Consider the following 25,432-nt stretch of genomic DNA (forward strand, 5'->3'; position numbering starts at 1 on the left):
CTATTTTTTAGAAATCTTCCGGATGTTATCGAAAGTTCAACTATAATACAAATTCCTTTATATGGTGGGAAAGAAGGTGTTAAAGTATCATGGGGTTTAAGTGGAGATGGTGTTATAAGGAAAATGGATGATAAATTTGATAAAGATGGCTGGGCGTCAATGACGATTGATACAAAATCTCCTTATGAAAAACAATTAATTATTAGTGCTGAAGCAATGAATCAAAAGATAAGTAAGACGATTGCTTTTAAACATCATGTTTATACTCCTCAAATAGAATATCCTAGCTTTAAAGGACAAGAAAAAACCATCGATTATGAAAAAGATTTCAATATCAAGGTAAGCGGATTAAAACCAAAATCTTCAATACAAATAATAGATCCACATTCTGCGATTCCAAAAAAAATGTCTTATGTTACAAATGAAAAAGGTGAAGCTGTTTTGGAATTTTACAAAGTTGATAATTATCATATCAAGTCTTTAAGTTTTTCAATTAAATATTATAAAGACTTTGCCAAAATGGATACAGTCAATGTACAACTTTATCTTTATCAATATATTCCTAAATTTATAGATTCTCCTGATTTAATCACAGGAAAGGTTGGAGAAAAAACAACATTAACTGTAAAAGATGGAAAACCAAATACTAAAATAGAATGGGATGTTTATGGAGATGCTAATATAGTTGAATCAGATAAGACTTTCAACGAGCAAGGAATAGCAACAGTTACTATAATATCTAAAACTCCTTTGTATACTGATCCTGTAATTAAATTTGTATATTGCAGTGGCTATTCTGATTCTAAAAAATTATTTTATGATTTTACACCCAATGTAATATACCCCAATTCAAAAGGCCAGGAAAAAAGCGTCATAGAAGGAATGCCATTTGTTATAGATTTTGAAAATTGTGGCCCAAGAACTAATATATTTATTGTTTCAGCCTATATAATTCCTTACTCACAAGATATAAAAGCAGACGATAACGGACATGCAAGCGTAACCTTCAAAGGAGTTAGTGCTAAAGATATAGGGGATCATTTTTTCACTCTAAAATATGGGTACATAAAAAATAGAACAAAAGGCTCTGGTATTTCCTATAATACAACAGAGAAAATTAAAATTTTAGATTGGCACTAGCATTCTACACACCTTTTGTTTATATACAAGGGTGTTAAATACTTTTCTTTAATAAATTTCTTAATTTAATTTGCAAAAATAACACTCTAGTGGTGTCAAGGGGGAGACTTGAACTCCCGACCTCCGGCTTATGAGACCAGCGCTCTAGCCAGCTGAGCTACCCTGACATAAAAAAGAAGTTAAAATTATACTTTATTTTGCTTAACATTTTATAAAACATTTATTTTATAAATTTTTCAACTTTTTTGTGATAAAAATATGAAATTATATTAGAAAGGATTTTTATGCAAATAAGCTCAAGTTATAACAATGCTTTTTATACACAAAATCCTTATCAAAACAAAGACAAAGAAGAAATCAAAGAAAACATTTCTGAAAAAGAAAATCCACAGCAAACAAAAGAAAATAAAAACAATCAAGAAAAAGAAGAAAAAACTCAAAAAGTCAACGGTAAAGACTTAAGCGCTGAAGAGGTAAAACAAGTACAAGAACTTGAAAAAATCGACAGAGAAGTAAGAACTCATGAAGCAGCCCACCAAGCAGCTGGTGGAGCTTTAGCCGGTGCTGCGAGCTTTGGCTATACAAGAGGTCCTGATAATAAAATGTATGCAGTCGAAGGGGAAGTGCCTATAAGAATGCAAAAAGGTAATACTCCTGAAGAAACTATAGCAAATGCAATGCAAGTAATTGCTGCAGCTATGGCACCAGCTGATCCTAGCCCACAAGATTACAAAGTAGCAGCTAATGCTATGCAAATGCAAAATGACGCACGCGCTGAACAAGCTAAAATAAAGGCAGAAGAGTTAAAAGCACAAAATGAAAAAAGCGAAAATGAGAATGAGGAAAAAACAAATTCAAATTCCAAAGCTATAAAATCATACACACAAAATGTATCACAAGATTACATAGGAAGTCAGTATAACAAAAGTGCATAGTGGCAGAGAGGAAGGGATTCGAACCCTCGGTGAGTTGCCCCACACACGCGTTCCAGGCGTGCTCCTTCGACCGCTCGGACACCTCTCTAAAATTAAAAATTATAACTTATTTTTTTAAATTTATAATAAAAATTTTATAGACTTTCTGGGTATTTAATCTTGAGTATAAAATTTGCAGTCAAGATATGATTAAACTTTATAATGTTAAAATAAAAATAAAATATTTATTTTATTATTTAAAAACAAAAAGAGAATAGTTATGATAAAAAAACTACTTATACTTTTTTTAAGTCTTGTTTGTACTTATCAAGCACAGGCTGTTTTAAACAAAGAAAGCCTTGGAGAAGGCTTTGGAAGTACAAGAAGCGAAGCGATTAAAAATGCTATTAATGATGCCTTGGGAAAAACAGAAGGTTTAAAACAAGTCAAATTAAAAAAATTTGAATTTAATTTTAATGGAAATTTTAATATAGGTTATGATGAAGAACTTGACTTTGTTAGTAATGGTGTTTTTAATAGTTATGATATAAAGTCTCTAACTCAAACAAATCAAAGTGAATTTCATGCAAAAGTTTTAATCTATAAAAAACTTTATAGCGACAAAAGTCTTGAAAACAAAAGCTCTCTAATCATCATTAATAGAATCAAAACTGGACTTTCAGCCAAATTTGAACAAGAACTTTTAAGTGTTTTACTTCAGAATAAAAAATTTAAAATCTTAGACAAAACAAATTTTGATCTTTATAATCAGGAAAAATTTTTGCTTTCCAAAAATTCAAGCGATGAAGAACTTGTAAAGCTTTATAAGACTTTAGAAGCTGATTTTTTACTCATTTTAAATCCAAAAATACAACAAATACAAAATGAAAGCAACACTCAATCTTATGATATTATCATTGATTATCGCTTAATAGAATTTGCTACAAATGAAAGCAAATCTTCTAATACTTTAGAGTTTAAAATGAGCTCTACAAGTGGTTCAAGTAGACAAAAAGCTCTTAGAGGTATTGCTACAAAAATTACTGAAGATATTTTTAAACATTCTAAAGACCATCAAGAAGAAACAAAACAAGACTTGGATACAAATCATCAAATCAATGATGAAGATGAAGTTAGTTTAGGTTTTTAGCCTCTAAAAACTCACACCTTTTACAAAGCTCGGCTTTTAAAATTCCTTGTTTAAAACCTTCTTTTAGTTCTATATATAAAGAGGAATTTAAAAGCTCATTAAGATCTTTTTCAAAGCAATTTCCAAGTTTTATATCCCCTTTAGTATCCAAACAACAAGGCACTAAAGTCCCATCACTTAAAATAGCAATTTGTCCATTTAAAGCATGACAATATCCATTCTCTCTAATAATCTCATCTTTCAAAGAAGGCCATTTAAAAAGTCTAGCTTGGTGTAAGATAATATGTCTTTCTAAGCGATTTTTAACTTTTTGCTTTTGAATTTTTATTTTAAAAATTTGCTCTAAAAAATCATAAATTTTCTCATTTTCTAAAGGTGGATTGAAATTTTTATCTAAATTCCAAAGTCTTAAGTTGATAAAAGAATTATTTTTATTTTCCAAGTGTAAAAAAATAAGTTTCAAAATAGGTTCAAAATATTCTTTTAAACTCATTTTGCTTTGGGATAAAAAAGCACCCAAAGAGATATTAATTTGGTGGATATTTTTAAAACTTAAAACAAGATTGATTTTTTCTTCATCAAAATAAAACCCACTCGTAGTAAGCTCTATTTGCATATTAAATTTTAAAGCTATTTTTAAATACTCTTTTAAATTTAAAACCCTTAAAGGATCTCCAAGCACATGGAAAGTAAAAAGCTTGGCATGATTATGCACGCTTTTGCAAATTTTTTCAAAGTTTTCAAGGCTCATTTGTTTTCTTTGGGCTTTTTGGCTAGGACAAAAATCACATTTTAGCCCACAAATATCACTTAATTCTATATAAATTTTCTCAAAATGCATAATCGCTCTTTTTAAAAAGCTCAAATGCCTTTAAAGCAAGTTTTGAAAGCGTGATATACTCTAATTCTTTATAAGCAAAAGCTTTAGCTTTTAAATCTTCAAAATCATCATCTTTTAAAAAATATACCTTAGCATTGATTTTGTATTTGGTATAAGAATGCTTAAATTCTCCTATAAATTTTGCTTTTTTTTGGTTTTTGTATTCTAAAAAATTATATAAATTAAAATACAACTTTTCTTGACTCTTAATGAGTAAAAACTGCTCGTTTTTTTGTACTATAAGTATTTTTAAAATAGTATTTTTGTATTGAATTTTTTTAGTTAGGTTAAATTTTTCATATTCATTTTTTCCACTACAAAAGCTTTCTAAAGGACAAAGCTTGCATTTTGCATTTTTAGGCAAGCAAACCAAAGCCCCTATATCTAACAAAGCTTGATTGTGATCAAATGCATTATCATAGTTTAAAAATTCTTTTGCCTTTTGTGTTAAAAGTTTAGAGCTTGGATTTTGCAAACTATAAAATCTACTCAAAACTCTTTTTATATTTGCATCCACAAAAGACTTAGCTTGCAAAAAACCAAAGCAAGCTATAGCTCCGGCTGTATATTCTCCAATACCAGGAAGTTTTTGAAGCTCTTTAATATCAAATGGTAATTTTGCATCAAATTCTTGCACACAAATTTTTGCACATTTGTGCATATTTCTAGCTCTAGTATAATACCCAAGTCCTTGCCAAGCTTTTAAAACCTCATCTTCACTTGCCATAGAAAGTGCTTTTAAAGAAGGAAATTTAGCTAAAAACTGAAAATAATAATTTTGCAAAACACTCTTTACCTGAGTTTGCTGAAGCATAATCTCACTAACATAAACAGCATAAGCAATATCAATATTTTTTAATTTTTCTAAATCATCTGCTTTAGCGTATTTTTTCCACTCATCATGCAAAATACGCCAAGGAAGACTTTTCCTACCATTTTGATCATACCATTTCAAAATATTTTCATGAATTTTTTGCATTAAAACTTTCTTTATTTTTAAAAAAATTATACAATCTATTCTTAAAGGCTTTATGTTAAAATTAAAAAATATTTTTAAAAAGGAGCAAAAATGAAAAGTTTTTTAAAAGGCTTAGGCTTAGGACTACTTTGTTTGGTATTATTCGTACTAGGAGTAGTTTTTAACACTGAATTTTTAGGCTTAAAAAATCACGATAAACAAAATATAGAATTTTCAAGAAGCATAGAAGTATCTAATGAAATCATGCCAAATATCTTTAATGCTACTTTAAATTTTAGTGCTAGCGAAGAACTTAGTAAAAAAACCATTGTTTCTAGTGAAGAAAAAAATCATATTGCTAAAACATTTAAAGAAATCTCAGATCGTATTGCTAAAGAAAATTATTGCAAAGGTGGAAGTTATACTTTAGAACCAAGTTATAATTACTATCAAGGAGTAAAAACGCTAAATGGATATAGATTGCACTCTAATTTTGCTTGTCAAATCCCGCAAAACAAAAATAAAGACTATGAAAATCTTATAAAAGATATAGAAAGTATTAGCACTACTAATACTTTAATTTCTTTTAACACCAAAGCTTTGCAAGCTGGTTTTGATGAGGCTATTTTAGAAGCAAATAAAGAAGATTTATATGATCTTGCATTTAAAAAAGCTTTTGAAAAGGCTCAATATTATTCTAAAACTCTAGCAAAAACTTGCATGATAAAAAACATTCATTTTGATAGTTGCAACATCAAACACAATGCTCCAAGTTTAGCAGCTAGTGCAGATAGTGTTGTATTGCCTATTATTAAAAGTGAAAAACAAAATTTAAGAGCTAATGTGCTTTTTATTTGTCAATAAATTTCATTTTGGCTTTATTTTGAGCTTTTATAATTTCTCATCATTAATTTAAAGGAGAAACAATGAAAAAAATTGTAAGTTTATTTATCGTGGGTTCTTTGGCTGCTTCATTTGCCCTAGGAGCTGATTTTTCTAAAAAAAGTAATGATGAGATTTTAAATCTTGCAAAAAGTGTAAAAGCGCAAGATCAAGCTGATTTGGTTATTGAGATGAAAAAAAGAATGAATGAAATGAAATACAAAGATGCAAAAGATTTTCATCAACAATTTAGGGCTAATTTACACGAAAACATCTCTAAACTTTCTACTCAAGAAAGAAACCAAAGAAGAGCTATCGTTCAAGAAGATATGCAAAAACTAACCGATGAAATGAGTGGCAAAGAAATAAGAGAGTTAAATTTGCACCATTACAATAACACCCATTCCCATAAAAATCATCATGGTTTAAGAGCGCACCATGCAAATTGTCCGATGAGATAAAATGGCAGCAAAAATTCTGCTCTTAGAAGATGATTTAAGTTTAAATGAAATTATAGATGAAGCCTTAAGTGATGAGGGCTTTAAAGTCTCTTGTGTATATGATGCACAAGAGGCACTAGAAAAAGCTTATGAAGAAAATTTTGATCTTTGGATTTTTGATGTTAAAGTTCCAAAAGGCAACGGCTTTGAAGTTTTAAAAGAATTAAGAGAAAGTGCTAAAAACACCCCTGCTATATTTTTAACTTCTTTATCTATGCTTGATGATGTAAAACAAGGATTTTTATCAGGTTGTGATGATTATGTTAAAAAACCTTTTGACATAGATGAATTAATTATCCGTGTCAAAAATATCATTAAAAGAAATTTTAGTCACCAAAAAGAAGATTTGATTTTGCTTAACTCCTCAAAAAATATTTCTTTTGATCCGCTTAATAAAACTCTTTATCAAGATAAAACAATCATCAATCTTACCAACAAAGAAAAAGAGCTCTTAGCCTTGCTTTTAAAAAAACGCCCACACTTTGTAAGCATAGAAACCATTTTTGATGAAATTTGGAGTTTGGATGAAGAGCCAGCAATTATGAGCCTTAGAGTTTATGTAAAAAATTTAAGAAAAATTCTTGGCAAAGATCTTATTATCAACCAAAGAAACATAGGCTATGCCATAAGGCTAGAAAATGAAAAGTGAAAATTTTAATAATACTATTTTTAAAATTCTAGCCCTTTATATCATCACAAGTGGTGTATTTCTAACAATTTTTTTTATCACTTTTTATCAAAAAGAAGCAAACTACATACGATTAAATCAAATAACACATTCATACACTCACTATAATTATATTTTGCAAAATATCATCGAAGCAAGACACGATAGAACATATTTAAATCAAGAAGATTTTTCCTATATATCCAAAAGACTCAACACTCAATTTGCCATTATCGCAAATAACCAAGTTATTTTTAGCAATTTAACTTTCGATGCTTTAAAAATATTAACACAACTTAAAAAAAATGATTTTATTTACAATGAAAACAAAAGATTATTTATAGATTTTTCAAGGATTAGAAATCTCAACACCTATATAGACACAAGTAATCTAAAAAAACCAAAACACCATTCTCATTTCTTAAGACATAAAAATATTCATATCATTATAGAAACTGATGATCTTGGTTTTAAAAAAGAGCAATACCGCAAAGATAATTATAATAATCTAGACATCAATGATTTTGCCGATGAACTTTGGAAATTAAAATTAAAAACTATTTTTTATACGCTTATATGCATTTTACTACTTGCTATAATTGCTTATATACTCATTTTGCTTGTCTTTAAAAATATCAAAGAACAATTTAAAGCACTGAATGATTTTATCAAAGATACCACGCACGAAATTAATACACCTTTAAGTGTGATTTTAGCTAGTATTAAAAAATTTGATGATACAAATTTAAATCCAAATAACATAAAAAAACTAAATCATATCAAACTAGCAAGTAAAAATTTAAACCACATCTATCAAAATCTCATAGCCTTGAATTTTTTCTTGCAAAAAGAAAATACAAAAGAAGATATCAATTTAAAAGAGCTTTTGGAACAAAGGTTAGAATACTTTGAAACTTTAATCGCCCAAAAAAATCTCATCATTGAAAAAAATCTTTTAGAGCAAAACTTTTATGCCAATAAAGAAGAAATACAAATTTTAATCGATAATCTTTTAAGCAATGCCATAAAATACACCAATGCTCATAAAAAAATCTATATTTACTTAAAAGAAAAAACACTTAACATTAAAGATGAAGGTCAAGGTATGAGTACTAAGGAAATAGCTCAAATTTTTACACGCTATAAACGCTTTAATCAAGATCAAGGTGGCTTTGGCATAGGTTTAAACTTAGTCAAGCAAATAGCTGATAAAAACAATATCAACATTAAAGTTTTAAGCAAAGAAAATGAGGGAAGTGAGTTTATACTTTCTTGGTAAGGATAAAAATGGATATTTGTTTAGAAAAAATAAAAATAGAACAAACTTGGAAAGAATTTTTAAAAGATGAGTTTTTAAAACCTTATTTTTTAGAGATAAAAACTCATTATATCAATGCCTTAAACGAAGGAAAAACTATATATCCGCCAGCAAATTTAATCTTTAATGCATTTAACCTAGCTCCTTTACAGGATTTAAAAATCATACTTTTAGGACAAGATCCTTATCACAACCCAAATCAAGCTATGGGTTTAAGCTTTAGCGTACCAATAGGAGTTAGAATTCCCCCATCTTTACTTAATATCTACAAAGAATTACAAGATGATTTAAACATTCCTATAGCAAGACATGGAGATCTTAGCAAATGGGCTAAACAAGGAATTTTACTTTTAAACTCTATCTTAAGCGTAGAAGCAAACAAACCTACTTCGCACGCACATTTTGGCTGGCAAAAATTTACCGATGCAGTTATATCAAAACTTAGCGATGAAAAAGAGGGATTAGTGTTTTTGCTTTGGGGAAATTATGCTAAAAATAAAAAAGTTTTAATCAACCCTCAAAAACACTTTATCCTAGAAGCAGCACATCCTTCACCTTTAGCAAGGAATGCTTTTTTAGGTTGCAAACATTTTTCAAAAAGTAATGAAATTTTATTAAAACTTGGCAAAAGTCCTATTGATTGGGACTTAAACTCATAATTTACTTTAAACCTATATACTTTAGGAAAATTTTTATAAAGGATAAATATGAATTGCCCAGTTTGTGCAAATACAGCTTTATTAATGAGTGAAAGAAATGGGGTTGAGATTGATTATTGTCCAAAATGCCGTGGTGTTTGGCTTGATCGTGGTGAACTTGATAAAATCATAGAAAGAAGTACATCTCAAAGTACGCCACAACAATCTCAACAACCAAATTACAACCAACAAGCAAACTATCATCATAACAATGGTTATAAATACAAGAAAAAAGAAAGTTGGCTTGGAGAATTATTTGACTTTTAAGCCAAAAGGCTTAAAAGTTTTACTTAAACCATCATTTTTACTTCTATATTATTTTTATTTATCAAAAAATACTTTTTATTAATAATATATGCTACAATAAAATAATTTTTAACAAAAGGAGAGAAAATGAGAAAAATAATTCTAGGATCTTTACTAGCATCAAGTTTTTTAATTGGGGCAAATTTGGAAAATTTTAATCCAAAAGCACAAAAAGATCATCTAGTTATCAAAATGGAAATTCTTGATAAAAATGCCAACAAAAACGCAGGTGAAGTAGTAGCAGTACAAACTCCTTATGGGGTAGCGTTTTACCCAAATCTTCAAGGTTTAGAAAGTGGAATTCATGGTTTTCATGTTCATGCAAACGCTGATTGTGGAGCAACCGATAAGGGTTTAGGTATGAAAGCTGGTGGTCACTGGGATCCTGAAAAAACTGACGCACACTCAAGCCCATGGGATGATAGAGGCCACAGAGGTGATTTACCACCACTTTATGTAGAAAAAGATGGCAAAGCAACTAATCCTGTATTAGCACCAAAAATCAAAACTCTTGATGAGCTTAAAAATCACTCTTTAATGATACATTTTGGAGGAGATAATCATAGCGATCATCCTGCAGCACTTGGCGGTGGTGGCGCTAGAATGGCTTGTGGAGTTATTAAATAAAACACATACTAAAGGCTTTTTGCCTTTAGTATTATTTAAAAAGCTTAGTAAAATCTAAATCATTCATAAAATCATGGCTTGATCCGCCAAAACTTTGACTAGGACTATAAGTAGCAATAGCCACTGCAAGCTCACCAAGCATAGAAGCTATTTCTTCTCTTTTATCTATTATATAAGCTTTCATACCCTCATAATCACTAGTTTCTAAAATTTTTAAAGGGTTGTAAATTTCAAAAGCAAAAGCCTTTGAGCCTACATTTACATTATAATTATTATCAAATAAAGCATTTCCTAAAAACGAGCAATTATCTACTATTTTTAAACTTTCACTTGCGATTAATACTTTATCTTGCACATCTTCATAATTTTTATCTTCTAAAAGTTTTGAAATTTTTTTCAACGAAGAATCTAAAATTTGCAAAGCACCAACAAAATCATTTGCATCGGTAATATCTTCGCTAAATTTTTGTGTTTGATGCTTTAAATTTGCACCATCTATATTTGAACCTACTTGTCCTAAATGCTTTTGTAAGATTTCTAATTCATCTCTCATAATACACCTTCCTTGTTATTGCTACAACAAGAAAAGCATTTTTTATTCCAAATTTTGATCTACCCAAACTCTAAAATCTTTAGCAAAAAGTAAAAAAACCTCATCATAATTTTGGATTAAATTTTGGGGATTATTATCATTTAATTCTTTTTCGTAGTAAAAATACTTACTTGCTATAAGTTTTTTAGTGTTTATTTGCACCAAATTTAAATTAATGCCTAATTTTATTTTAGAATGCACCTCATCACTAAAATCTTGCTCTAAAATATCTACTTTACTTTCTAAAACATAGTCAGCACTAGCTAGACTATCTTGGTTTAAAACCGCTTTAAATACTCCTAAATCTTGCAAATGAAATTCCAAAAAAGTTTTAATCATTAAAGCAGGATTTTCTTTCCAAAAATGATAAGCATAAGCATTAACAACATGATTTTTTTTATAAAAAATTTCATTAGTATAAGATAAGCCCTTAGGTAAAGAAACTATAATAGTTGCGTTTTTTTTATTTTGACTTTGCTCTAGCTTTTCTAAATTAATACTAAAATATTTATTTGCAGGCAAAGTTTGATTTGGACTAATCAAAGAACAAGCACTAAAAAAAATAGCTACTAAACTAATATATAAAAATTTCATTTTATTCTCCTGGAGCATATTGAATGGCTTTATCTTTATAAATCACATCTGAAGGATTTTGCTTTAAATTTTTTAATAATTGTGTAAAATCTAAAAACAAAACTCTTAAAATATCTAAATTTTCATTTAAAAGCATTCTACTTTTATTAAACTCATTAAGTTGACCATTGGCATTATTTAAAAAATTTGAAAAATCATCTGAACTTTTACCAAGTTTAGAGCTTGTTTTATTTAAATTTTCCAAAAATACTGGTGCTTTAGTATTTAAATACGCAGAAAACTCGGATGTATTTTGTAAAATACGCTCTATGTTTTTTAAATTTTTATCACTTAAGAGACTTTCTAGTTTTATTTTTGAACTGGTAATTAATTCTAATAAATTTGATGTTTGTTTATCTATGCTTGCAAAAAAACTTTCTTTTGATTTTATAATAGGATATACATCACCATCTGCTTTTAAAACACTAGCTTCCTCACTACCCCCTGCAAGCTGAATAAACTTAAATCCTGTTATACCTTGAATTTGTAAGCTTGCATAAGTATCTGTTTTAACCGCTAAATCAGAATCAAGCTTGACTAAGATTTTCACTCTTAGTTGATTGCTTGAACTATCTATGCTGATATTTTCAACACTTCCAACATCAACCCCTAAAAATTTAACCGGAGCTTTGACGCTAAGCCCTGCAACTGATTCTTCCATATAAATTTCATAATATTTAAAAGATTTTTCATCTTTTAAATTCCCATACCACACTATAAAAAACAAGCTAATAAAAAATAATATACTAACAAAAATTCCAATCAAAATATAATTTGCTTTATTTTCCATTATTGCATAAACCTCTCATAAAGTCTTGGATTTTGCTCTTGTAAAGTCTCAACATTTCCTAAAAAACCAACTTTTTTATTCTCTATAATCAAAAAGCGGTTTAATACATTTTTCATACTTTCTTTATCGTGAGTAATTAAAACCACACATAATTTAAAGCTTTGTTTTAAACTCAAAAGCAACTCATCAAATTCTCTTGAACTATAAGGATCAAGTCCTGAAGTTGGCTCATCTAAAAAAAGCAATTTAGAATCAAGTGCCAAAGCTCTAGCTATAGCCACTCTTTTTTTCATACCCCCGCTTAATTCACTTGGATAAAGCTTAGCTACACTCTCATCAAGTCCCACCATTTTAAGCTTCATCATGGCTATTTCTTTGATATCGTTTTTGCTAAGCTTTGTATATTCAACTAAAGGTATACTAATGTTTTCAAGTATATTAAAAAAGCTAAATAATGCTCCATATTGAAAAACAACACCCCATTGTTTTTGTAAAAATAAAGCATCTTCATCGCTTATATTTTTTAATCTCTTGCCTAAAATTTCATACTCACCCTTATCAAAATGCTCAAGCATTAACATTTGTCTTAAAAGTACAGATTTGCCACTACCACTACCACCTAAAATGCCAAAAATTTCATTATCTTGTACTTCAAAACTAATATCCTCATGCACACATTTACTTCCAAAATAAGTGCTGATATTTTTAGCCTTTATAATCAAAATCCAGCCTTTGTTAAAAATACAGAAAAAATCGCATCAAAAGCTATCACCCAAAAAATAGCATTTACAACACTTTTTGTCGTATAAACACCTATACTTTCGGTGGTTTTTTGCACAAAAAATCCTCTAAAACAAGCAATAGAAGCAATCAAAAATCCAAAAATGGGCGCTTTTATAAGTCCTATGATGATATGTTTTAACTCCACTGCTTCTTTAAAGCGACTCATAAACTCACTCGCACTAATTTCTAAACTAAACCAAGCAACTACAATTCCACCTATAATGCTTAAAATATCCGCCACTATTACCACTAAAGGCATGGCAAGTGCTAAGGCCAAAACTCTAGGTAAAATGATAAATTCACTTTCTTTAAAACCCATAGTTTTCATCGCATCAATTTCATCAGTAAGTTTCATCACTCCAATTTGAGCTGTATAAGAACTTGCACTCCTACCAGCTATAACAATAGCACTAATTAACGGTGCAAGCTCTCTAGTAGCAGAAATTCCCATTAAATCAACAATATAAATATTAGCTCCAAATTGTGCAAGTTGATACGCAGCTTGATAAGCAAGCACCACACCCACAAGTAATGAGGTTAGCATAATAATAGGCAAAGCATTAATAGCACTATTTTCTACATGATATAAAAATGCCTTAAAGCGAAGTTTTTTAGGGTTTAAAAGTGTTTTAAAACAAGTATAAATAATAAGCCCAATGAAATTTAAAAACTGCACCAAAAGCGTAAAAGATTCAACAACCTTTTTTCCTAAATTTTCAAAAAAGTCTTTGATTGTTTTTTTATTTTCATGAGTATTATGAAAACTTTTATAGTGTTTTTGACAAAGTTCAAAAAGCTTAGCATGCTCGCTTTTAAGATTTATCCTACTAAACTCAAAACCTTTTTGCTTAAGTTCATTTTCTAAAGCTAGAAAATACCTAATCCCAGCAGTGTCTATAAAATCTAAATTTGCAAAATCAAAAATAATATTTTTTTGAGTAGGAAAATCTAATTTTTCTAATTTTCCTACGCTAGTTTTATCCCATATACCAAAAACACTAAAAACACATTCTTGGTTTTTAATGTCTTTGATGATTTTATTTTTCATTACATAAACTTAAAACATATGAGCTTAATTTTTCCTCACTAAATCCAAAATGCTCAAATACATCTTTATCTTTACCACTCTCACCAAAACTTTCTATACCATAAAGCTCATCACAAATTCTATAAAGCTCGTTTGAATTTGCAGCTTCCACGCCTATAACCTTACCTTGTAAAATTCTTTCTTTATAAGATTTTTCTTGAGCGATAAATAATTCATAACAAGGCATAGAAACCACATTAGCAATCACACCTTTTTCTTTTAAAGCCTTAGCTACTTTTAAACACAATGATACTTCACTACCACTTGCTAAAAGTGTAAATTGTGCATTTGCATTTTCTTCTAATAAATAAGCCCCATTTTCCACATCTCCAAAAACAGGCTCACTTAAAGCGCTTAATTTTTGACGCGATAAAACAAAAACACTTGGCATATTAGTTTTAAGTGCAATCTGCCATGCTTTGACATTTTCAACCCCATCAGCTACTCTAAATGTCAATGAGTTTGGCATAGCTCTAAAAGTGCTAAGTTGCTCTATAGGTTGGTGTGTTGGGCCATCTTCGCCCACACCTATGCTATCATGAGTAAAGATGAAAAAATGTTTAACCCTCATCAAAGCTGCTATTCTTGCAGCAGGTTTTAAATACTCACTAAATATAAAAAAGGTAGCACAATAAGGCAAAAACAAACCATATCTAGCAAAAGCATTTGATATAGCAGCCATTGCATGCTCTCTTATGCCATAGTGGATATTTTTTCCATTTGGGAAATCGCCCATATCTTTAAGTTCAGTTTTATTTGAAGGACCTAAATCTGCACTACCACCTAGAAACCCTGGTAAAGCTTTAGCGATAGCATTTAAAATCATACCATTACTATCTCTAGTAGCTAGATCTTTTCCTTTAAAATCAGGAAATTGTATTTTTGAAAAATCAGGTTCTAAAAGCTCTTTTAATAAAGCTTGTTTTTCTGCATTTAAATTTTGCACTTTTTGATTCCACTTAGCTTGTGCTAAATCTCCAAGCTCTATTGCGGCATTAAAGCGAATTTTAACTTCTTCTGGGATTTCAAAAGTTTTTTGTGGATCAAAACCTAAAGCCTCTTTTGCTTTTTTAATAAGCTCTTCACCCAAAGGCGCTCCATGAGAATGATGACTTCCTTCAAGCTCCAAAGCTCCTTTAGCTATGGTAGTATGAGCGATAATTAAACAAGGCTTTTTACTTTCTTTAGCTGTTTTTAATGCTAAATCGATTTGCTCAAAATCATGCCCATCTATCTCAAGTACTTCAAAATTTTGCGCTCTAAAACGCTCTTTTACATTTTCATTAAAGGCAATAGCCACATCACCTTCGATTGAAATATTATTACTATCATAAATGATGATTAAATTATCAAGTTTATGAAGTCCTGCTAAAGAACAAGCCTCATAAGAAATTCCTTCTTGTAAATCCCCATCACCACACAAACAATATACTTTGTGATTGATAATATCCTCACCCAAAAGTAAACTCGCCTTTTTAGCCGCCATAGCAAAACCAACCGCATTTGCAATGCCTTGTCCTAAAGGTCCTGTAGCAATTTCAACGCCTGGAGTGAAAATTTCAGGATGACCTGGTGTTTTAGAGTGTAATTGACGGAAGTTTTTTAAATCCTCTAAACTTACATCATAACCACTCAAATGTAAAAAGCTATAAAGCAAAGCGCTTGCATGACCGCCTGAAAAAACTAATCTATCGCGGTTTAACCATGTAGGATCTTTTGGATTATGTACTAAATGAGTACTTAAAACACTCATAATATCTGCTAAACCCATAGGTGCACCTGGATGGCCTGAATTTGCTTTTTGTATCATATCCGCACATAAAAATCTTATAGTGTTGGCTTGTTTTTGTAACATTGTTTAACCTTTTAAATATTTATCAATCAAAATTTGAAGCTCATTGGCAAGCTTAGAATCTAAATTTGTCATTTTTTCTTCGCATAAAGCAATTTTATCATCTTTTGCCTTTTTGGCACCTTCTAAACCCAAAAGTTTTACAAAAGAATTTTTATGCAAATCATTATGAGTTGGCTTTCCTGCTTCTTGAGTATCTAAAGTCGCATCGATAATATCATCTTTGATTTGAAAAACTAATCCTATCAAAAGCCCTATTTCATAAATTTGCTCACATTCTTTTTCATCTAACTCACAAATTTCACAGCCCATTTTTAAAGCCGCTGCAATCAATCTTGCAGTTTTATGGATATGCAAAAACTCAACTTGTTCTAAATTTAAAGGTTTATCTTCAAAATAACAATCAATAGCCTGACCAATGATCATACCACCAAGCCCTGCATTAAAAGCTAAAGTTTCTATGAGTTTTAATCTAACATTTTCTTTTAAATCAAGTTTAGAAAGTAGTAAAAAAGCTTGAGTATTTAAAGCATCACCTACTAAAATAGCTGTGGTTTCATCATATTTTTTATGTAAAGTTTGCTTTCCTCTGCGCAAAGAGGCATTATCCATAGCAGGCAAATCATCATGTATTAAAGAGTAAGTGTGGATAAATTCCAAAGCCAAAGCCGCATTTAAAGCCTTTTCAAATAAAGCAGGATTTTTAGCATTCACTATCCCTAAAAGCAGTTGGGCTCTAAAATGCTTCCCACCAGCTTCTAACATCCATTTTAAAGCTTCATTGAAAAATGGATGGAAGCTTTGAGTTTTTGGAAAATTTTGCTCTAAATGCTGTTTGAATTTTTCTAAAATCACTTATTTAGCCTTATAAAAAAGTCAAAGTATCCTTTATTAAAATGCTCAAAATCATTATTTTTCGCTGAAGGGATATTGCTTGCTTGTCTTGAAACCAAAATATCAAAAGTATTAGCTTGAGTTAATATGGCTTGAAGCTCATTGAAATTATTGATTTTTTGATTATTAATTCTTAAAATCTTATCTCCTTTTAAAAATCCAGCCATTTGTGCTTTAGAATTTGGAGTTACCTCTGTAACATTCATTTTCATATCTACGCGCAATCCTAAATTGCTATAAAAAGAAGTTGGCTTAGCTTGAACTACTTTTTTAGGTTTAGCAAATATACCCAAATCTTTATCAAAAACTGTCGTAGAAATATTTACATCTTTATTATCCCTTAGCATATTAAAATACAAAGTTGCACCACGATCAGCAAATAAAATTTTCTCATTTAATTTTCTTATATCATCATAAACTTGTCCATCTACACTCACAAGCTCATCATTAAGTAAAAATTGTCCATTTTTACGTACATTTTTAACATAAATTTTGCCATCACGCATATCAAAATCCACACCTATATCACCCCAATAAACATCAGGATATTTTGCAAAGTGTTTTAGATAGCGATTACCTATAAGTTTGCCATCTTCTAAGCTTATACCAAGCATTTTACAACATGGCGAATTAAGCTCTCCGATTTTAGAAGTAAAATCAAGTTGATCACGCTCTGTTAAACTTTGTCCAAAATACTTCAAATGTCCTATATAGCTTTGATTATTATCTAAAATTCCCACCCAGCTATTGCGTGTTAATTCTTCTTCATTTCCCATAGGCGCTGGGATTAAACTAAAATCAGTTTTTACTAAATATAAATTTAAATAAGGATCATATTTAGTATAGCTGTTTAATTTTGCATTTTTAGTTTTAACTACTGCTAGGGTGTTTTCATTTAAAGCAAAAGCAGGTAAGCCTTCATAAATTAACATACTAGCTTTATTTTTTTCATAACAACCCAAAAAATCATTAAAAGTCGGTCTTGGTACAGCAAAAAGTACACCAGTTATACCCAAAATACAAAGTAAAATTCTCATAGCATTCCCATTCCGCTAAATAAATTACTAGCCATTGATTTTTTATTTTGTTCTACCATTTTCATTACATCATTCATCGCTGCAATTAATAAAATTTGCATAGATTCTTTATCTTCAAGCAAAGAATCATCAATATTTATATCGATGATTTCACCTTTTCCATTAGCACTAACTTTTACTAAACCACCACCACTTTTTGCACTAAATTCTTTTTTTAAAGCTTCTTGCTCTAATTCATTTGCTTTTTCTTGAGCCTTAGTTAAAAGCTCACCCATTTTAGAAAAATCCATATTTTCAAACATTTATTTTCCTTCTTTTAATATCTCTAATACTACTTCTTTATCATTAAAAGGATATTTTACTCCTTTAATCTCTTGATAAGTCTCATCGCCCTTGCCTAAAATCACTACAAAATCATTTTTCGCTTTAAGCTCTAATGCTTTTTTTATCGCTTCTTTTCTATCACATTCTATAAAAACACTCTCATCTTTTTCTATACCACTTAAAATATCATTAATGATACCCATAGGCTCTTCTGAGCGTGGATTATCACTTGTGATGATGAGTTTTTTGGCATAGTGTTTGGCAATTTTAGCCATTAATGGACGCTTAGTTTTATCCCTATCTCCCCCCGCTCCAAAAACCACAATCAAATCACGATATTTTAAAGCATCTAAAACTTTTTCTATACCATCGGGCGTATGAGCAAAATCCACAATCACATCTTTTGCAACTACTTGCATTCTACCCTCAATGCCACCAAAATTACTAATGGCCTTTTCAAGTTCTTTTAAATTTGGCTTAACAAGTTCATTCACACAAGCACTTGCAGCCAAAAGATTATAAAGATTAAAAAGCCCTACCAAAGAAGAATCAATCATAAAAGTTTCTTTGCCAAAATTTACCACAGCTTCAATGCCATTTTTTAAAGCATAAGCTTTGATATGATAATAACTTGGATTTTCTACTCCATAAGTAAAAGCACCTTTGACATTAAAATTTATAGCTTTTGCGTCTTTATTGATAAATTTCATACACTCATCAGTAAAAAAACTTTCTTTTGCCACTTGGTAGTTTTGAAAGTTTCCATGAAAATCTAAATGATCTTGAGTGATATTAGTAAAAATTTTAGCCTTAAACTCAAGCCCTTCAATGCGGTTTTGTACCAAAGCATGTGAGCTTACTTCCATAATTAAAAATTCACATTTTTCCTTACTTGCTAAAGATAAAAGCTCTAAAGTTTGCAAAATAGGAGCAGTGGTTAAGCCTTTTGGAGAGATATTTTTATCATTTATAAAACTACCCCTAGTTCCCATCAAGGCACATTTATAACCTAAATCAAGCAAGATAGAGTAAATAGCCCCTGCAGTAGTTGTCTTGCCATTTGTGCCTGTAATACCTATGATTTTTATATTTTCATCTATATTTAAAAGTTTCTTGCACTCAGCTATATTTATAATTTTTGCTTGTTTTTCTAAAGCTTGATGAAGAAATTTTTCATTTTGAGCAGTTTTTAAGAAAAAACAATCCTTTTCGCATTCATTAGAATTATCACAAATGAAAGTATTTTTAATCTTTACTATCATAATTTAATTCCTTGATTTTCTCACTAAGCTTGATAAATCTATAATTAGAATAAAAATGCACCGAAACATCTTCCATATAGGCTACAAGCATATCTTTATAACCATGCTCTAAAAGTTTTTCTAAAAAATCCACAAAATCTTCTTTATCATTAATGATAAGTTTATTAGATATTATAACATTTTCCAAAGCTTGTTTAAACCCAACTTTTGCTTCACTAAGTAAAAAATCTTGATAACTCAACCCCTCAAAGTCTTCACTTTCTTCTTCATACTGCACACTTTGACTAAGACTAATGAGTTTTTCAATATCTTTATCTACTTTAGTATTTTTATAATTTTGCATAAAAAACTCAAAAAACACAAAAGCTTCTTCAGGGCTTTTTAAAGCTAAATCGCAAATGTTGATAAAAGTTAAAAGTCTTTTATTTTTACGCTTTTCATAAGCAAGAGAAAAATACATCTTAGCGTTTTTAAAATCTTTTTTATAAAAGCATTCTATGGCTATTTTTTTATAATTTTGCAAATTCGCTTTCCCCGCCTGCTAAATTTACTATAGTTATATCTGGGTGTATGTCGATTTTAAGCTGTTTTTCTAAGCCATATTTCAAAGTCGTTCCACTTGAAGGACAACCATGACAAGCTCCGGTTAGCTTCACATAAACCACACCATTTTTAACCCCTAAAAAATCAAGTCCACCACCATCATTTTCTAAAATATGCATAGTTTTAGCCAAACTTGCTTTTACAGGTTCGATTAATTCCTCATCACTAAAAGGCATATTCATAACTTTTCCTTGATTGTTTTTTAATTTAATTTTATCTTATTTGCCTTTAAAAAATGTAAATTATTGTTTATTTTAGACTTTTTGCTATACAATGGTAAAAATATTTTAGGATTTTTTATGCAAAAACGCACTCAAATAAAAGGTTTTGAAAAGCTCAAACTCATTTTTATACTAGGCTTTTTATCTGCTATAGCACCACTTTCAACTGATATGTATTTGCCTGCTTTAAATGAGGTAGAAAAAAGCTTTCAAACAAATTCTTTTTACACTCAACTTTCTCTTGCAAGTTTTTTTATAGCCTTTTCTTTGGGTCAGCTTTTTTATGGGCCATTAAGTGATGTATATGGTAGAAAAAAACCTTTGTATATAGGACTTTTTCTTTTTATTTCTTCAAGCATTGCTTGTGTTTTAGTTGATTCCATTCATGCTTTTATAGCTTTGCGTTTTTTTGAAGCTTTGGGAGGTTGTGTGGGTGTAGTTGTAGCAAGAGCTATAGTAAATGATGTTTTTGAGCTTAAAGAAGCAGCAGGAGTTTATGCTTTAATGATGGTTTTTACTTCTTTAGCTCCTATGCTCTCTCCTACTTTTGGTGGGATTTTGCTTGAGTTTTTTTCTTGGCGTAGTATATTTTTGACATTATTTATCTTAGGTTTTATTTTATTTTTACTTGTTATTTTTGCTCTAAAAGAAAGCAACCTCAACACCCAAGGTAAGAAATTTAATCACAAAGAAGTTGCAAAAAGTTACAAAAAAATCTTAAAAGATCGTCGTTTTGTGGTGTATTTACTTTGTGGGAATTTAATCTTTGCAGGATTTTTTGCTTATTTAACTGGCTCATCTTTTGTTTTTACGCGTGTTTTTGAACTCAGCCCTCAACAATACGCAGCCCTTTTTGGAGCTCATGCTTTAAGTTTTGTTGTATGTGCTAATATAAACGCAAGGATAGTTCTTAAACTCTCGCCTTATTATGTTTTACCAAGAGCGCTTATGATGATTACCTTTTTAACTTTTGTGCTCATTTTAGGAGCAACTTTTGATCTAGGTTTTTGGGCTTTTGAAATTCCTTTGTGTTTAATCATAGCAAGTTTGGGTTTTATCCTGCCAAATACCACCACTTTAGCTATGGCAAGATCAAAACAAAATGCAGGCAGTGCTTCAGCACTCTTAGGAGCAGCACAATTTGCTATGGCAGGAGTGATGGCATTTTTAGTAAGTCTTTTAAATGCTAATACACCTATATTTTTATCGCTTATTTTAGGAACTTGTACATTTTTATCTTTGGTTTCTTATCTAAGTTTAATCAATAAAAGAAAGTTAAATAAAATCAAAAAGAAGTTAAGCGTGATTTCTCACGCTTAATTAAGCAATATTTTTGAAAAGATTCACTGACTATATCGAACCTTTTTCAAAAAACTTTACATCAACAAATAATATTTATATTTTTCTTGATAATTTTAGCGTTTTTGATCATGATAGCGAAACAAAATATTTTAAATTTGCAATGATTAAAACTATAACAGATAATTAAGTTTATAAATTTTTATTTTAACTTGTCGATATGCAAATCATGCTACTCACTCCTTAAGGCAAGAAAGAAGTGAGTTAGCAATAGATTGAAGGCTTCAAGGTCATCAAGTATTACAAGGCTACCTTGATAACCTTGTAAAGCTTGATCCCAAGGTTTTAAAAACCTTGGGTTAGAATTATTGTTTTAATTGAAGCAAAGTATTTAAAAGCTGATCACTTGTGGTAATCGTTTTTGAGTTTGCTTGATAACCCCTTTGGATTACGATAAGCTCAGTTAATGCACGACTTAAATCCACGTTTGACATTTCTATAGCTGAGCCTTTTAAGCCCCCTCTACCACCTTCACCAGCATGACCTATAGTAGGTGTTCCTGAGTTTGCTGTCGCTTTGAAAAGGTTATTACCCATTTCTTCAAGACCCATATTATTTGGGAAAGTAGCTAGAGCAACCTTAGCTAAAGCTAGAGTTTTACCATTTGTAAATTCTCCATAAATATAACCATTCTCATCAGTTCTTAATGCATCTGGCTTTAAGTTACCCCCTGTGTAACCATCTGTTTCTTGTTTAGTGGTAGCTGAGTCTTTATCATAGCTTGTTAAACCATCAAAACCACCTGTTGTCCCAAAGTCAAGTTTTATAACTTGATCAGGTTTTGAGCCGTTATTTCCAGTGAAATTTAGCACATTTGGTGTATAGCTTTGAAGCGAGCCATCATTACCAAATCTTAAATTTCCTACTACTATGTTTCCTGGAGCTCCATCACCACTAAAATTTATCTCTGCAGGCTCAGGCACTGAGATGATGATAGACCATTCAGCCCCACCATCTGCTGTTTTACTTTGCTTAGTAAATTGCACAGTTAATTCATGTCTAGTTCCTAATGAATCAAATATTTCTATACTAGCAGTATGAGCTGATAAATACATATCTTGAGAGTATTTTTCATTATTACCTGCATTGAAATTTCCATCTAGAGCGCTAAACATCGCTGTGAATTTGTCATTTGTGGCGATTTTATTTACCTCATCTGAAAAACCTGTAACTTTAAAAGTCATATCCTTAGAATTATCTCCTTTAGGATTTGTGATTTTAAATCTACCATCACTTTCTACTACTACTTCCACACCAGGATTGGCATCTTCTGCAACTTGACCATTAGTCCAATTTTCTAAAGAACCATCTCCATCATAGTCCACACCCCATCTTGCATCTCTTTGCATGAGTTCTCTTAAATCTTCTGTAGTGTGAAAAACTCTTTGTCCATTTACACTAGGCATATGCGCATCTGCTTGATTACCAGCATTTGGATTAGGATTTGGTCCTATATCTACATTATTTGGACTATAAATATACTCATGGGCTGTAACTACCTGGACAGTAGTTTTTGTTTGATCATTGCCTGCACCAGTAGTTCCCAACCAAGCACTACGAGCAACACCATTAAGTTGCAAATGATCACCAGTTACATTGTTTCCATCACCAGGAAGTTGCGGAACTCTAACTTGTCCACCTGCTGTAGTTGCAGCATTTACAGTGATATCTAAATTTTTAGATTTTGCCGTGGTTCCTGTGCTATTATCATTAGTAAAAGTAATTTGTCCATCAACAACTGAAGCTACAACACCAGTTTCAGCTGTCTTAGCATTGATAGCATTGATAAAAGTTTCTTGTCCCACACCTTCTGCTTTTATATTTACACCATTAATAGTAATATCTAATACAGCATTTTGAACTGTTCCATCTGGTTGTTTAAAACCCCAAAATGTATAATCAGTATTTGCTTGCCATTTTGAAGGATCTTGTGGTAAATCAGCATTCATTTTAACATTTGAAGTATGTTTAGCATCAGCATAACTTATCCATATACCTTGACCACTTCTTAAATTTAAACCCTCACCTTGAGCATTAAATACCACGCCCATATCCACACCTTTTTCAGTTACTTGGGCTCCACTTTTTGAAGTAGTGTAAAACTCGGTATGTCCTGTATCATTTTCATCTATTACTGTTCCTGTGTCATTTCTCATACCATGAGTAGAATCTAATGCATAAATAGGTCTTTTAGCAGAAGCATTAGCACCTAGAGTATTACCACTATCTAAATTTGCTGTAAGGCTTACTGAAGTACTTGGTCTAGCAGGCATACTCATACCAGGTGGAATCACTATATCACCTACTGAGGTTGAAGAATCAATTTGTCCTGTTTCTTGATTATAGTTCCAACCTTGAACAGTATAGCCGTTATTATCTACGAAATTTCCTACCGCATCTGTTTTAAAATCCCCTGCACGGGTATAATACTGAGTAGTACCACCATCATTTGAAACGATGAAAAATCCATCACCATTGATAGCCATATCGGTGTTTTTATCTGTAGTTTGGATATTACCTTGAGAGTGAATTCTAGTAGTAGAATTTACACCAGAACCAAGTCCTACTTGCATAGGGTTTTTACCGCCTAGGTTACCATCTGGAGCTGTAGCTATCTTAGAAGTTTGACTCATAAGCGTTGAGAAATCCGCACGAGAATATTTAAAACCAAATGTATTAACATTGGCTATGTTGTTACCTTCTACATCCATTGCGTATTGATGTGCTTGGAGTCCAGAAACCCCAGCCCAAAGAGATCTCATCATAATTAAATCCTTTAAAAAATATTGCTTTGTGAATATCTCACAATCTTCTATTGCTTATGCAGATATAAAGCAATAAGTGTTCCAAAAATACAAATGAAATGTTATTAAATTGAATACATATATTGCAAAAGTATTTTAGTAAAATAATGGAGAAATAAAGCTTTTAGTCAAAAATTAATGTCTACAATTTTCATAACAAATTGTTATAAAAATGCATACTATGTCTTTAAAGTGTAAAGTTTTTTTAAAATTACTCGATATAGTCAGTGAATCTTTTCAAAAATATTGCTTAATTAAGCGTGAGAAATCACGCTTAACTTTTATTAAAAATTTTTTAATGCAAGAATATTAAGATCTTTATTTTTAAAATCTTTATCGTTAGTGAATAAAATCATATTTTCTTGTTTGCAAATTTCTACTAAAGCTTTATCGCATAAATCAATAGTTTCATTATCTAAAATTTTCGCAACAAAATTTTTATCAAAATCTACCATCACAAGAGAAAATTTTGCTAACAATAACTTGACAATATTAGTAATATCTTTTTCTATTTCTGAACCCTCTTCGCTATTTCTAAAATTTTTATACTTCAGTTGCTCATCTAACTCTTTTGCCTTTTCAAATTCAATTTTCATACAACGACTATAAAATTCAGAAATATTTAAAAAACTAGTATAACACAGAGCTTTTGATTTTAAAAGCTCATTATATAAACTAGCGCATTCTTCTTGTAGTTTACTATCACTTGCATAAAAAAGATAAATCAAAATATTAGTATCGAAAAATATTTTTTTATTATCTAGTGTAGCAATGTCCTTTAAATGATAAATAACAGACATTAATCTTCTTCTAAAATTTCTTTTATAGATTGGCTGATTTTACCAGAGTTTTTGTAATAATTTTTAGCATTATCTGTTACTCTTTTTAACATTGCCTTATCTTCATCTTTCATATTTTCAACACTAAGTTTTTCTTTTATATATTCCTCACGAAAATCATTGTATAAATTTCCTATAGCGGAATTTAAAAAGGCTGTCGTCAAAATATTAATATCCTTAAATGACAACACTACTTTATCTTCAGTTTCTAATACTTTTTTTATCTCTGCAAAAACTTTTTCCCCATCTTCAGATAAGATACATTGGCTGTTTGTAAGCTGATTTATATTTATTATTTTTGTTTGCATATTT

The 25,432-nt window shown here is 30.3% G+C and carries 28 protein-coding genes and 2 tRNA genes; 11 read left to right on the forward strand and 19 right to left on the reverse strand.

Annotation, left to right across the window (positions count from 1 at the left end; all coding sequences use genetic code 11):
* Nucleotides 1-1,140: Ig-like domain-containing protein (locus L8U41_RS04740; protein ID WP_263727958.1), on the forward strand; the 1,140-nt coding region annotated here is incomplete at its 5' end.
* 90 nt (nucleotides 1,141-1,230) lie between these two features.
* On the opposite strand, the gene L8U41_RS04745 is transcribed toward L8U41_RS04740, so the two are convergent.
* A tRNA-Met gene (locus L8U41_RS04745) sits at nucleotides 1,231-1,307 on the reverse strand.
* A 117-nt stretch (nucleotides 1,308-1,424) separates the two neighbouring features.
* On the opposite strand from L8U41_RS04745, the gene L8U41_RS04750 reads away from it, so the two are divergent.
* Nucleotides 1,425-2,075 (forward strand): putative metalloprotease CJM1_0395 family protein, encoded by a 651-nt coding sequence (locus L8U41_RS04750; RefSeq protein WP_263727959.1) that lies wholly within the window; start codon nucleotides 1,425-1,427, stop codon nucleotides 2,073-2,075.
* Here L8U41_RS04750 and L8U41_RS04755 read toward each other — a convergent pair.
* Nucleotides 2,076-2,163, reverse strand: a tRNA-Ser gene (locus tag L8U41_RS04755). It lies immediately after the preceding gene.
* Nucleotides 2,164-2,334: 171 nt separating this feature from the next.
* On the opposite strand from L8U41_RS04755, the gene L8U41_RS04760 reads away from it, so the two are divergent.
* Nucleotides 2,335-3,204, forward strand: coding sequence for a hypothetical protein (locus tag L8U41_RS04760; RefSeq protein ID WP_263727960.1), 870 nt, complete (start codon nucleotides 2,335-2,337; stop codon nucleotides 3,202-3,204).
* Here L8U41_RS04760 and L8U41_RS04765 read toward each other — a convergent pair.
* The gene (locus L8U41_RS04765) at nucleotides 3,188-4,045 is read right to left on the reverse strand and encodes a radical SAM/SPASM domain-containing protein (RefSeq protein ID WP_263727961.1); all 858 of its coding nucleotides are present in this window, start codon (nucleotides 4,043-4,045) and stop codon (nucleotides 3,188-3,190) included. The two genes, L8U41_RS04760 and L8U41_RS04765, sit on opposite strands and share 17 nt — an antisense overlap.
* Nucleotides 4,035-5,078, reverse strand: a complete 1,044-nt coding sequence (gene mutY / locus L8U41_RS04770) for an A/G-specific adenine glycosylase (RefSeq protein WP_263728019.1) — start codon at nucleotides 5,076-5,078, stop codon at nucleotides 4,035-4,037. Before mutY ends, L8U41_RS04765 begins: the two co-directional genes overlap by 11 nt.
* Nucleotides 5,079-5,153: 75 nt before the next feature.
* On the opposite strand from mutY, the gene L8U41_RS04775 reads away from it, so the two are divergent.
* From L8U41_RS04775 to L8U41_RS04805, 7 genes are all read left to right on the forward strand, one after another.
* Nucleotides 5,154-5,906, forward strand: coding sequence for an SIMPL domain-containing protein (locus tag L8U41_RS04775; RefSeq protein ID WP_263727962.1), 753 nt, complete (start codon nucleotides 5,154-5,156; stop codon nucleotides 5,904-5,906).
* A gap of 62 nt (nucleotides 5,907-5,968) precedes the next feature.
* Nucleotides 5,969-6,385, forward strand: coding sequence for a DUF1104 domain-containing protein (locus L8U41_RS04780; RefSeq protein ID WP_263727963.1), 417 nt, complete (start codon nucleotides 5,969-5,971; stop codon nucleotides 6,383-6,385).
* Between the two features lies 1 nt (nucleotide 6,386).
* Nucleotides 6,387-7,073, forward strand: a complete 687-nt coding sequence (locus L8U41_RS04785) for a response regulator transcription factor (protein ID WP_263727964.1) — start codon at nucleotides 6,387-6,389, stop codon at nucleotides 7,071-7,073.
* Nucleotides 7,063-8,370 (forward strand): sensor histidine kinase, encoded by a 1,308-nt coding sequence (locus L8U41_RS04790; protein ID WP_263727965.1) that lies wholly within the window; start codon nucleotides 7,063-7,065, stop codon nucleotides 8,368-8,370. Before L8U41_RS04785 ends, L8U41_RS04790 begins: the two co-directional genes overlap by 11 nt.
* Nucleotides 8,371-8,378: 8 nt before the next feature.
* Nucleotides 8,379-9,068 (forward strand): uracil-DNA glycosylase, encoded by a 690-nt coding sequence (gene ung, locus L8U41_RS04795; protein ID WP_263727966.1) that lies wholly within the window; start codon nucleotides 8,379-8,381, stop codon nucleotides 9,066-9,068.
* Nucleotides 9,069-9,116: 48 nt separating this feature from the next.
* Nucleotides 9,117-9,374 (forward strand): zf-TFIIB domain-containing protein, encoded by a 258-nt coding sequence (locus L8U41_RS04800; RefSeq protein WP_263727967.1) that lies wholly within the window; start codon nucleotides 9,117-9,119, stop codon nucleotides 9,372-9,374.
* A 126-nt stretch (nucleotides 9,375-9,500) separates the two neighbouring features.
* Nucleotides 9,501-10,040, forward strand: a complete 540-nt coding sequence (locus tag L8U41_RS04805; RefSeq protein WP_263727968.1) for a superoxide dismutase family protein — start codon at nucleotides 9,501-9,503, stop codon at nucleotides 10,038-10,040.
* 31 nt (nucleotides 10,041-10,071) lie between these two features.
* Here L8U41_RS04805 and L8U41_RS04810 read toward each other — a convergent pair whose 3' ends face one another.
* The 12 genes from L8U41_RS04810 to L8U41_RS04865 are packed head-to-tail and all read right to left on the reverse strand — an operon-like array spanning nucleotide 10,072 to nucleotide 20,073.
* A complete protein-coding gene (locus tag L8U41_RS04810) occupies nucleotides 10,072-10,593 on the reverse strand; it encodes a flagellar FLiS export co-chaperone (protein ID WP_263702439.1) in 522 nt (173 codons plus the stop codon).
* A 42-nt stretch (nucleotides 10,594-10,635) separates the two neighbouring features.
* On the reverse strand, nucleotides 10,636-11,226 hold the full coding sequence (locus tag L8U41_RS04815; protein WP_263727969.1) for a hypothetical protein: 591 nt from the start codon (nucleotides 11,224-11,226) through the stop codon (nucleotides 10,636-10,638).
* A gap of 1 nt (nucleotide 11,227) precedes the next feature.
* Nucleotides 11,228-12,055 carry an MlaD family protein gene (locus tag L8U41_RS04820; RefSeq protein ID WP_263727970.1) on the reverse strand — a complete coding sequence of 276 codons (828 nt, stop codon included), beginning with the start codon at nucleotides 12,053-12,055 and terminating at the stop codon, nucleotides 11,228-11,230.
* Nucleotides 12,055-12,777: an ABC transporter ATP-binding protein gene (locus L8U41_RS04825; RefSeq protein ID WP_263679224.1), complete on the reverse strand. Its 723-nt coding sequence runs from the start codon at nucleotides 12,775-12,777 to the stop codon at nucleotides 12,055-12,057. Before L8U41_RS04825 ends, L8U41_RS04820 begins: the two co-directional genes overlap by 1 nt.
* On the reverse strand, nucleotides 12,774-13,874 hold the full coding sequence (locus L8U41_RS04830; RefSeq protein WP_407044197.1) for an MlaE family lipid ABC transporter permease subunit: 1,101 nt from the start codon (nucleotides 13,872-13,874) through the stop codon (nucleotides 12,774-12,776). Before L8U41_RS04830 ends, L8U41_RS04825 begins: the two co-directional genes overlap by 4 nt.
* 1 nt (nucleotide 13,875) lies before the next feature.
* Entirely contained in the window at nucleotides 13,876-15,780 is a 1,905-nt protein-coding gene (tkt, locus tag L8U41_RS04835; protein WP_263727971.1) for a transketolase, read from the reverse strand.
* Between the two features lie 3 nt (nucleotides 15,781-15,783).
* Entirely contained in the window at nucleotides 15,784-16,629 is an 846-nt protein-coding gene (locus tag L8U41_RS04840; RefSeq protein ID WP_263728020.1) for a polyprenyl synthetase family protein, read from the reverse strand.
* On the reverse strand, nucleotides 16,629-17,708 hold the full coding sequence (locus L8U41_RS04845) for a PDZ domain-containing protein (protein WP_263727972.1): 1,080 nt from the start codon (nucleotides 17,706-17,708) through the stop codon (nucleotides 16,629-16,631). The genes L8U41_RS04840 and L8U41_RS04845 overlap by 1 nt, the downstream gene beginning before the upstream one ends.
* Nucleotides 17,705-18,010 carry a YbaB/EbfC family nucleoid-associated protein gene (locus L8U41_RS04850; RefSeq protein ID WP_039617208.1) on the reverse strand — a complete coding sequence of 102 codons (306 nt, stop codon included), beginning with the start codon at nucleotides 18,008-18,010 and terminating at the stop codon, nucleotides 17,705-17,707. The genes L8U41_RS04845 and L8U41_RS04850 overlap by 4 nt, the downstream gene beginning before the upstream one ends.
* Nucleotides 18,011-19,294 carry a UDP-N-acetylmuramoyl-L-alanyl-D-glutamate--2,6-diaminopimelate ligase gene (locus L8U41_RS04855; protein WP_263727973.1) on the reverse strand — a complete coding sequence of 428 codons (1,284 nt, stop codon included), beginning with the start codon at nucleotides 19,292-19,294 and terminating at the stop codon, nucleotides 18,011-18,013. It lies immediately after the preceding gene.
* Nucleotides 19,278-19,817 (reverse strand): histidine kinase, encoded by a 540-nt coding sequence (locus L8U41_RS04860; RefSeq protein WP_263663742.1) that lies wholly within the window; start codon nucleotides 19,815-19,817, stop codon nucleotides 19,278-19,280. The genes L8U41_RS04855 and L8U41_RS04860 overlap by 17 nt, the downstream gene beginning before the upstream one ends.
* The gene (locus tag L8U41_RS04865; protein WP_041570315.1) at nucleotides 19,804-20,073 is read right to left on the reverse strand and encodes a NifU family protein; all 270 of its coding nucleotides are present in this window, start codon (nucleotides 20,071-20,073) and stop codon (nucleotides 19,804-19,806) included. The genes L8U41_RS04860 and L8U41_RS04865 overlap by 14 nt, the downstream gene beginning before the upstream one ends.
* A gap of 123 nt (nucleotides 20,074-20,196) precedes the next feature.
* Between L8U41_RS04865 and L8U41_RS04870 the strand changes: the two genes are divergently transcribed.
* Complete coding sequence (locus tag L8U41_RS04870; protein WP_263727974.1) at nucleotides 20,197-21,438, forward strand: multidrug effflux MFS transporter; 1,242 nt, start codon at nucleotides 20,197-20,199, stop codon at nucleotides 21,436-21,438.
* Between the two features lie 344 nt (nucleotides 21,439-21,782).
* Here the strand turns inward: L8U41_RS04870 and flgE are convergent, their stop codons facing one another.
* The 3 genes from flgE to L8U41_RS04885 form a co-directional block, all read right to left on the reverse strand.
* Entirely contained in the window at nucleotides 21,783-24,242 is a 2,460-nt protein-coding gene (gene flgE / locus L8U41_RS04875) for a flagellar hook protein FlgE (protein WP_263727975.1), read from the reverse strand.
* A 323-nt stretch (nucleotides 24,243-24,565) separates the two neighbouring features.
* On the reverse strand, nucleotides 24,566-25,081 hold the full coding sequence (locus L8U41_RS04880; RefSeq protein WP_263663739.1) for a type II toxin-antitoxin system VapC family toxin: 516 nt from the start codon (nucleotides 25,079-25,081) through the stop codon (nucleotides 24,566-24,568).
* A complete protein-coding gene (locus tag L8U41_RS04885; protein ID WP_263663738.1) occupies nucleotides 25,081-25,428 on the reverse strand; it encodes an STAS-like domain-containing protein in 348 nt (115 codons plus the stop codon). Before L8U41_RS04885 ends, L8U41_RS04880 begins: the two co-directional genes overlap by 1 nt.
* Nucleotides 25,429-25,432 lie beyond the last annotated feature (4 nt).

The sequence above is a fragment of the Campylobacter sp. RKI_CA19_01116 genome, assembly GCF_025771405.1.
Taxonomy (GTDB): Bacteria; Campylobacterota; Campylobacteria; order Campylobacterales; family Campylobacteraceae; genus Campylobacter_D.

Coding starts and splice junctions, on each gene's coding strand:
- L8U41_RS04750 (WP_263727959.1), top strand. CDS start 1,425: ATGCAAATAAGCTCAAGTTATAACAATGCTTTTTATACACAAAATCCT.
- L8U41_RS04760 (WP_263727960.1), top strand. CDS start 2,335: ATGATAAAAAAACTACTTATACTTTTTTTAAGTCTTGTTTGTACTTAT.
- L8U41_RS04765 (WP_263727961.1), bottom strand. CDS start 4,045: ATGCATTTTGAGAAAATTTATATAGAATTAAGTGATATTTGTGGGCTA.
- L8U41_RS04775 (WP_263727962.1), top strand. CDS start 5,154: ATGAAAAGTTTTTTAAAAGGCTTAGGCTTAGGACTACTTTGTTTGGTA.
- L8U41_RS04780 (WP_263727963.1), top strand. CDS start 5,969: ATGAAAAAAATTGTAAGTTTATTTATCGTGGGTTCTTTGGCTGCTTCA.
- L8U41_RS04785 (WP_263727964.1), top strand. CDS start 6,387: ATGGCAGCAAAAATTCTGCTCTTAGAAGATGATTTAAGTTTAAATGAA.
- L8U41_RS04790 (WP_263727965.1), top strand. CDS start 7,063: ATGAAAAGTGAAAATTTTAATAATACTATTTTTAAAATTCTAGCCCTT.
- ung (WP_263727966.1), top strand. CDS start 8,379: ATGGATATTTGTTTAGAAAAAATAAAAATAGAACAAACTTGGAAAGAA.
- L8U41_RS04800 (WP_263727967.1), top strand. CDS start 9,117: ATGAATTGCCCAGTTTGTGCAAATACAGCTTTATTAATGAGTGAAAGA.
- L8U41_RS04805 (WP_263727968.1), top strand. CDS start 9,501: ATGAGAAAAATAATTCTAGGATCTTTACTAGCATCAAGTTTTTTAATT.
- L8U41_RS04810 (WP_263702439.1), bottom strand. CDS start 10,593: ATGAGAGATGAATTAGAAATCTTACAAAAGCATTTAGGACAAGTAGGT.
- L8U41_RS04815 (WP_263727969.1), bottom strand. CDS start 11,226: ATGAAATTTTTATATATTAGTTTAGTAGCTATTTTTTTTAGTGCTTGT.
- L8U41_RS04820 (WP_263727970.1), bottom strand. CDS start 12,055: ATGGAAAATAAAGCAAATTATATTTTGATTGGAATTTTTGTTAGTATA.
- tkt (WP_263727971.1), bottom strand. CDS start 15,780: ATGTTACAAAAACAAGCCAACACTATAAGATTTTTATGTGCGGATATG.
- L8U41_RS04845 (WP_263727972.1), bottom strand. CDS start 17,708: ATGAGAATTTTACTTTGTATTTTGGGTATAACTGGTGTACTTTTTGCT.
- L8U41_RS04850 (WP_039617208.1), bottom strand. CDS start 18,010: ATGTTTGAAAATATGGATTTTTCTAAAATGGGTGAGCTTTTAACTAAG.
- L8U41_RS04855 (WP_263727973.1), bottom strand. CDS start 19,294: ATGATAGTAAAGATTAAAAATACTTTCATTTGTGATAATTCTAATGAA.
- L8U41_RS04865 (WP_041570315.1), bottom strand. CDS start 20,073: ATGCCTTTTAGTGATGAGGAATTAATCGAACCTGTAAAAGCAAGTTTG.
- L8U41_RS04870 (WP_263727974.1), top strand. CDS start 20,197: ATGCAAAAACGCACTCAAATAAAAGGTTTTGAAAAGCTCAAACTCATT.
- flgE (WP_263727975.1), bottom strand. CDS start 24,242: ATGATGAGATCTCTTTGGGCTGGGGTTTCTGGACTCCAAGCACATCAA.
- L8U41_RS04880 (WP_263663739.1), bottom strand. CDS start 25,081: ATGTCTGTTATTTATCATTTAAAGGACATTGCTACACTAGATAATAAA.
- L8U41_RS04885 (WP_263663738.1), bottom strand. CDS start 25,428: ATGCAAACAAAAATAATAAATATAAATCAGCTTACAAACAGCCAATGT.